General features: G+C 67.4%; 5 protein-coding genes. 1 reads left to right on the top strand and 4 read right to left on the bottom strand.

Annotated features, from left to right (window positions below; translation table 11 throughout):
• Positions 1 to 115: 115 nt before the first annotated feature.
• The 4 genes from QH196_RS08505 to QH196_RS08490 all read right to left on the bottom strand — a co-directional run bounded on the left by QH196_RS08505 (position 116) and on the right by QH196_RS08490 (position 4381).
• Complete coding sequence (locus tag QH196_RS08505; protein WP_280415210.1) at positions 116 to 1000, bottom strand: LysR substrate-binding domain-containing protein; 885 nt, start codon at positions 998 to 1000, stop codon at positions 116 to 118.
• Positions 1001 to 1536: 536 nt separating this feature from the next.
• Positions 1537 to 2370, bottom strand: coding sequence for an SDR family oxidoreductase (locus tag QH196_RS08500; RefSeq protein WP_280415209.1), 834 nt, complete (start codon positions 2368 to 2370; stop codon positions 1537 to 1539).
• Complete coding sequence (locus QH196_RS08495; RefSeq protein WP_432279457.1) at positions 2367 to 3956, bottom strand: aldehyde dehydrogenase family protein; 1590 nt, start codon at positions 3954 to 3956, stop codon at positions 2367 to 2369. The genes QH196_RS08500 and QH196_RS08495 overlap by 4 nt, the downstream gene beginning before the upstream one ends.
• Before the next feature lie 170 nt (positions 3957 to 4126).
• Positions 4127 to 4381 (bottom strand): DUF2277 domain-containing protein, encoded by a 255-nt coding sequence (locus QH196_RS08490; protein ID WP_280415208.1) that lies wholly within the window; start codon positions 4379 to 4381, stop codon positions 4127 to 4129.
• Between the two features lie 102 nt (positions 4382 to 4483).
• On the opposite strand from QH196_RS08490, the gene QH196_RS08485 reads away from it, so the two are divergent.
• Positions 4484 to 5299, top strand: coding sequence for a DUF1266 domain-containing protein (locus tag QH196_RS08485; protein WP_062972037.1), 816 nt, complete (start codon positions 4484 to 4486; stop codon positions 5297 to 5299).
• Positions 5300 to 5500 lie beyond the last annotated feature (201 nt).

The following is a 5500-nucleotide window of genomic DNA, read 5'->3' as shown; positions in this document are numbered from 1 at the left end:
GTCCCCCTCCCCCCCCGCGCCCCACTTGTGGTCCCGTGCGCGCCCCGCCCCAACTGGGTCGCCCCCCCCCCAAAGGGGGCCCAACCCCCGCGGCGCCGCAGGCGCCGCAGAAAACTCACGCCGGGATTGCGGGGGGTTCCGCGAAACCTCCGGCGACGGCCCGCTGGCCGAATTCCAGAATGGTCGGCCGGGTGTCGTCGGCACGCCAGGCGACCGCGAGTTCGCACGGCGCGATCCCGGTGAGGGGGCGCGCGGTCAGGCCGGGCCAGCGGTACATCGGCACGTTGTTCTCGGCCAGCATGCACAGACCCAGTCCCAGTCCGACGGCTTCCAGCCGGTCTTCCGGGGTGGCGGCTTCTGCGCCGATCTTCGCCGCCCGGCCGTTGCGGGCATCGTTACCCAGCCAGAAATCGCGGACCGCACCGGCTTCGGCGGGGAGTGCGATGAACGGTTCGTCGATCAGGTCGGCGAAGTCGATCATTTCCTGACCTGCCCGTGGGTGGTTTTCCGGGAGCAGGACCCAGCGTCGCTCGGTGCGCAGCACCTGCCAGCGGTAGCGGTTGGGGTCGGGTAGCGGGAGCCAGACCAGGGCCAGATCGGCTTGGCGGCCCGACAGACCGCTGGACGGATCGGTCCAGGAGGCCTGGTGCAATGCGAGCCGGTGGCCGCTGGCGCTTTCCAGATCGTTGAGCAGGCCGCGGCCCAGGTTCGATTGCAGGCCGACGCGTAGTACTTCGCCCGCTTCCTGCAGTGAGCCGTTGGTGGTTTCCCAGAGTTCCAGGATCTTGCGGGCACCGCCCAGCAGTTCCTTACCTGCCACCGTGAGTGCGACGCTGCGCTGGTTGCGGTCGAACAGGACCACATCGAGCTGACGTTCCAGCTGCCGGATTTGACGCGACAGTGTCGGTTGAGCGATGTGCAGCCGCTGGGCGGCGTTGGTGAAGTGCAGTTCCTCGGCGACGGCGACGAAATACCGCAGATCGCGCAAATGCGGGTCCATAGCACCTTGCTATCAGAATCGTTGCTGAATTTCCAGCCCTAATATGTTCGGAAGGTCCGCATAGCAGCCCGGAAACAGTCGGCAGGTTTGTTAGTGACAGCTTATTCGGTATCACGGTGATGTGCATCATCGGTTTCGCGCCGCGCGGTCTGTGTGACGACCGCGGGCGATACGACGTAAAACGCCGGGCGTTTCCGGTGGTAGAGCTCTTCATGGGATATGCGGTGCCCACCTCGGGTGATGAAGCCACGGGACTGTCGGGGTTGCGGCCGCGGCGGCGGATTTCGTGCAGCCTCTACCCGACTATGCACGTCAAGTGACATTGATCACAATAGTGTTTCGATGGGCGTTCGATGGTGCGGACGACAACGCCGCCGGGGGGCCCGGGCGCCCGCCGCCGCCGGGGGCGCCGGCCGGCGCCGGGCGGGGCGGAGGGAGGGGGGCGTGGGGAGCTCGGGCAGGAGGGGGGGTCCCACAACGCCGGGGCCCGCCGGTAGCGGGCCGCGGCGTGTATCGGCCGATCGAAGATCGGCGTCTCAGTCGTTGCGGATACGTTCCTCGTAGGCCTTGCGCTGTTCGCTGTCCACATCGTCGAGGAAGGTCTGCGCCGACCCCATCGAGCGGCCCAGCGCATCGCCCACCGACTGCGGTAGCAGGTTCACGAAAACCGACATGGCGCCCGCAGCCCGCGTCACCCGGGCCTTCGCCTTGGGTTTGGCGATCAGCCGGACCACAGCGGCGGCGATATCCTCCGGCTCCGCGGCCGGCAGACCCTTGGGCGCCGCGACGCCGGACCCGAGTTCGGTCCTGGTCAGGGTCGGCAGGACCGAGGAGAATTCGACGCCGGTCCCGCGGTACTCCTCGCGCAGGGTGTCGGTGAAACCCAAGACCGCATGTTTGGAGGCGTTGTAGGTGGCCAGCCCCGGAATGTGGGTCTCACCGGCCAGCGAGGCGATATTGATGATGTGCCCGCGCCTGCGTTCGAGCATCCGGGCCAGCGCGATCTTCGAACCGAGGATTACGCCGTAGACGTTGATGTCCAGGATCCGGCGGGTGATCTGATCGGATTCGTCGACCAGCCGCCCGGTCGGCATGATCCCCGCATTGTTGATCAGTACGTCGATCGGTCCGAGCTCGCGCTCGACATCGTCGAGGAAAGTGCTGAACGACTGCTGATCGGTGACATCGAGCCGGCCGTAGTGGTCGAAATCGTAATCGGTACCCGATTCCTTGACCGTCTTCTCGTCGATATCGCCGATCGCGATCTTCGCGCCCAGTTTCGCCAGCGCCACGGCGGTGGCCAGGCCGATTCCGCGTGCGCCACCGGTGATCACGACAACCTTACCGCGGATGGAAACGGTGCCGGTCATCGTTTGTCTCCCTTGAGTCGGAGCAGGGCGGGAAGGTCGATCCGGCGCATACCGCGCGCACCGGCCGCCCGCATGGCGCCCAGTCCGATCAGGATCTTGTTCAGGTCGTAGGGCATCCAGGTCAGCTCGCGTTCCTGCGTCGGCAGCAGCGGTGTGGTGATCGCCTTCGCCCTGCAGTACTTGCGCACGCCCTGAGCACCGCCCCAGCGGGCGCCGACACCGGAATCGCCCCAGCCGCCCATCGGCAGCGCGAAGTTGAACAGGTTGGCGAAAATATCGTTGATGTTCACCGCGCCGGCGTTCAACGCACGCGCCACCCGTTCGCCTCGGGCCTTGTCGCCGGTCCATACCGAGGCGGACAGGCCGTACACCGAATCGTTGGCCAGGCGGACGGCCTCGGCCTCGTCGGCGACCTTCATCACCGGCAGGGTCGGGCCGAAGGTCTCCTCGGTGATACAGGACATGCTGTGGTCGACATCGACCAGGACCGTCGGTTCGAAGAATGTGCCTTCACCGGTCCGTTTACCGCCGGTCAGTACTTTCGCACCCGCGGCCACCGCTTCCTCGACATGCCGGGACACGATCGCGACCTGACTCTCGTTCGCCATGGCGCCGACATCGTTGCGGGGGACGCGATCGTCGCGACCTTGGCGCAGGGCTTTCACATTCGCGGTCAGTTTGGCGACGAATTCGTCGTAGACCGGGGCCTCGACATAGACCCGTTCCACCGAGATGCAGACCTGACCGGAGTTGAACATGCCGCCGAACGCGATACCGTGTGCGGCGCGATCGAGATCGGCATCGGCGAGCACGATCGCCGGATCCTTACCGCCTAGCTCCAGGCTGTAGGGAATCATGCGGGCGGCGCAGGCGGCGGCGATCCGGCGGCCGGTGGCGGTGGAGCCGGTGAACTGGATGTAATCGGCGTTGTCCACCACTGCGGCGCCGGTCGCGCCGGCTCCGGTGACGACGGAGAACACCGGGGGCGCGCCGATCTCGGACCAGCCGCGGGCCAGTTCGAGGGCCGACAGCGGGGTGACCTCGGACGGCTTCAAGATCACTGCGGCCCCGGCCGCCAGGGCCGGGATCACATCGAGGATCGGCATGGCCAGCGGGAAATTCCACGGCGTGATCACGCCGACCACCGGATACGGTTCGAATACCGTGGTCAGCCGTTTCACCCGGGCCAGCGGGCTGTGTGGGGCCGGATGCTCGTCGGCCAGGAATTTGGGTGCGCGCCGGGCGTAGTAGCCGATCAGATCGCTGCCGAAGATCGGGTCGATGAGGGAATCCACCCGGGGTTTACCGGTTTCGGACTGGAGAACATCGGCGAGGGATTCGGTGTTGTCGATGATCCAGTCCTGCAGTTTCAGCAGCCATTCTTTGCGCCCGTTCGCGCCGATGGCCGCCCATTCGCGCTGGTGCTCGCGTAGTTCGGCGATTCGCGCCGTGACCTGCTCGGCCGGAGTATCGGGGACGCTGCCGACGATTTCGCCGGTGGCGGGGTTGAGGACTCGGATATCCGTGTCCGGGGGCCGGCCCGTGGCGGGCTCGGTATCGGGTCGTTCCGATTCGGTATCGGTCACTGCTGTTCTCCCACTGCATCGTGCTGGAACTGCTGGTGGCCGATCACAGTGGATCAGCGCACAGCACCGATCGTGACACAATTCATCGGTAACTGCCTCAGCATCTCACAGATGCGGGGCAGCTTCTCTGGGGCCACCGCGCCCGGTCGCGGCGTCCCGGTAATGCGTGGTTACAGGTTTTCCCGAGCCAGCCGGCGCAGTGGCGGTTCGGAGCTGGGCGGAACTCGCCGGTCGGGCAATTCTGTCAACAGAGTGGTGGTTGCCTCGGCGACCGCGGCCACTGCCTTGTCCACCGCGGGTTTGGTGGCCGAACTCAGTCCGGACAGGCCACCGACCTTGCGCACATACTGCTGTGCGGCGGCGTAGATCTCCTCCTCGGTGGCGGCGGGTTCCAGACCTCGCAAGACGGTGATGTTTCTACACATGAATGCACATTAGCGCCGGAACCGGTGCCGTGACAGGACAAGCCGAAAATGTGAAAACACATTGACCGGCCCGGGGTCGGACGGGGGTCCTACACTCACGGTATGGCTGCTGCCGGATTGCCCACGCCGACCCCCTTCCCCTATCCGGAGCTCGACAAGCGCGAGGAGGACCATTGGTCCGGCGCGCAGATCGACGATGGCCGCTTGCGGGCATTGTCGCTGGGCGCCTTCTACTCGGCGCGCTGGGACGCGTTCCACGACGAATTGCTGCTCGGCCCCGAACGTGACCATCCGCTGGGTGACCGCCGCGAACTGGCCATCGACACGCTCACCGGAGCCTGGGGAATCACCGACGGTACCGAGGCCCGCGCCTCGATGGAACAACTCCTCGAAGGTATGCACGCCCCGCTCTACGCCCTGGTCCACCCGCTGGTGACCGCCTCGTTGAACGCCAGCGAACGGGACCGGTTCGGTGAGCGCGCCGACCGGCACCGCGCCTTCCTCCGGCAGGTCGCCTCGTTCCGCGGTATCGACAATTCCGAAGCCCTGGTCCGCGACTACGACATCTGGTCCCAAGCGATCAAAATCGGTTTCACCGATCATCTGTCCCGCCCCCTGCCCGCCGATATCCACGCCTGGGATCTGGCGCGGGTGGTCGCGGTGGCCCGGATGGCCTATACCGCCGGCTATATCGAAGCGGATGTCGCCTGGGACTATCTGGCCCGCGCGCTACCGCTGGCCCAGCGCAAATACCGCAACTGGCGGCAGTTCGGTGACGCCTACCTCACCGGCTGGACCTACTGGCAGGCCTGTGAAGACCTGGCCGAACTCAAGGACGGCGGGGTGGACCGCCGACTCGAATTGTTACGACTATGGCTACGCCCGACCAGCCCTTGGCGGCGGATAGACCTGGTCTAGTGCGGGGTAGCGCGGCCCGGGGGGGGGGGGGGGGGGCGGGGGGGCGGGGCGCGGGGGGGGGGGGGCCCCCCGGCGGCCCGCCCGGCCGGCGGCTGCCGGGGGGCGGGGGGGGGGGGCGGGCGCGCGGGCGGCGCCCCGCGCGCGCCGGGCCCCGCGCCGCCCCCCCGCCCCCCCCCCCCCCCCCCCCCGGCCGCGCTACCC

Origin of the sequence: Nocardia carnea (assembly GCF_029868325.1) — a bacterium.
GTDB classification, from domain to species: Bacteria; Actinomycetota; Actinomycetes; order Mycobacteriales; family Mycobacteriaceae; genus Nocardia; species Nocardia carnea_C.
The sequence above is the reverse complement of the archived record's forward strand: the minus strand, read 5'-3'. Positions and strand labels throughout refer to the sequence as shown.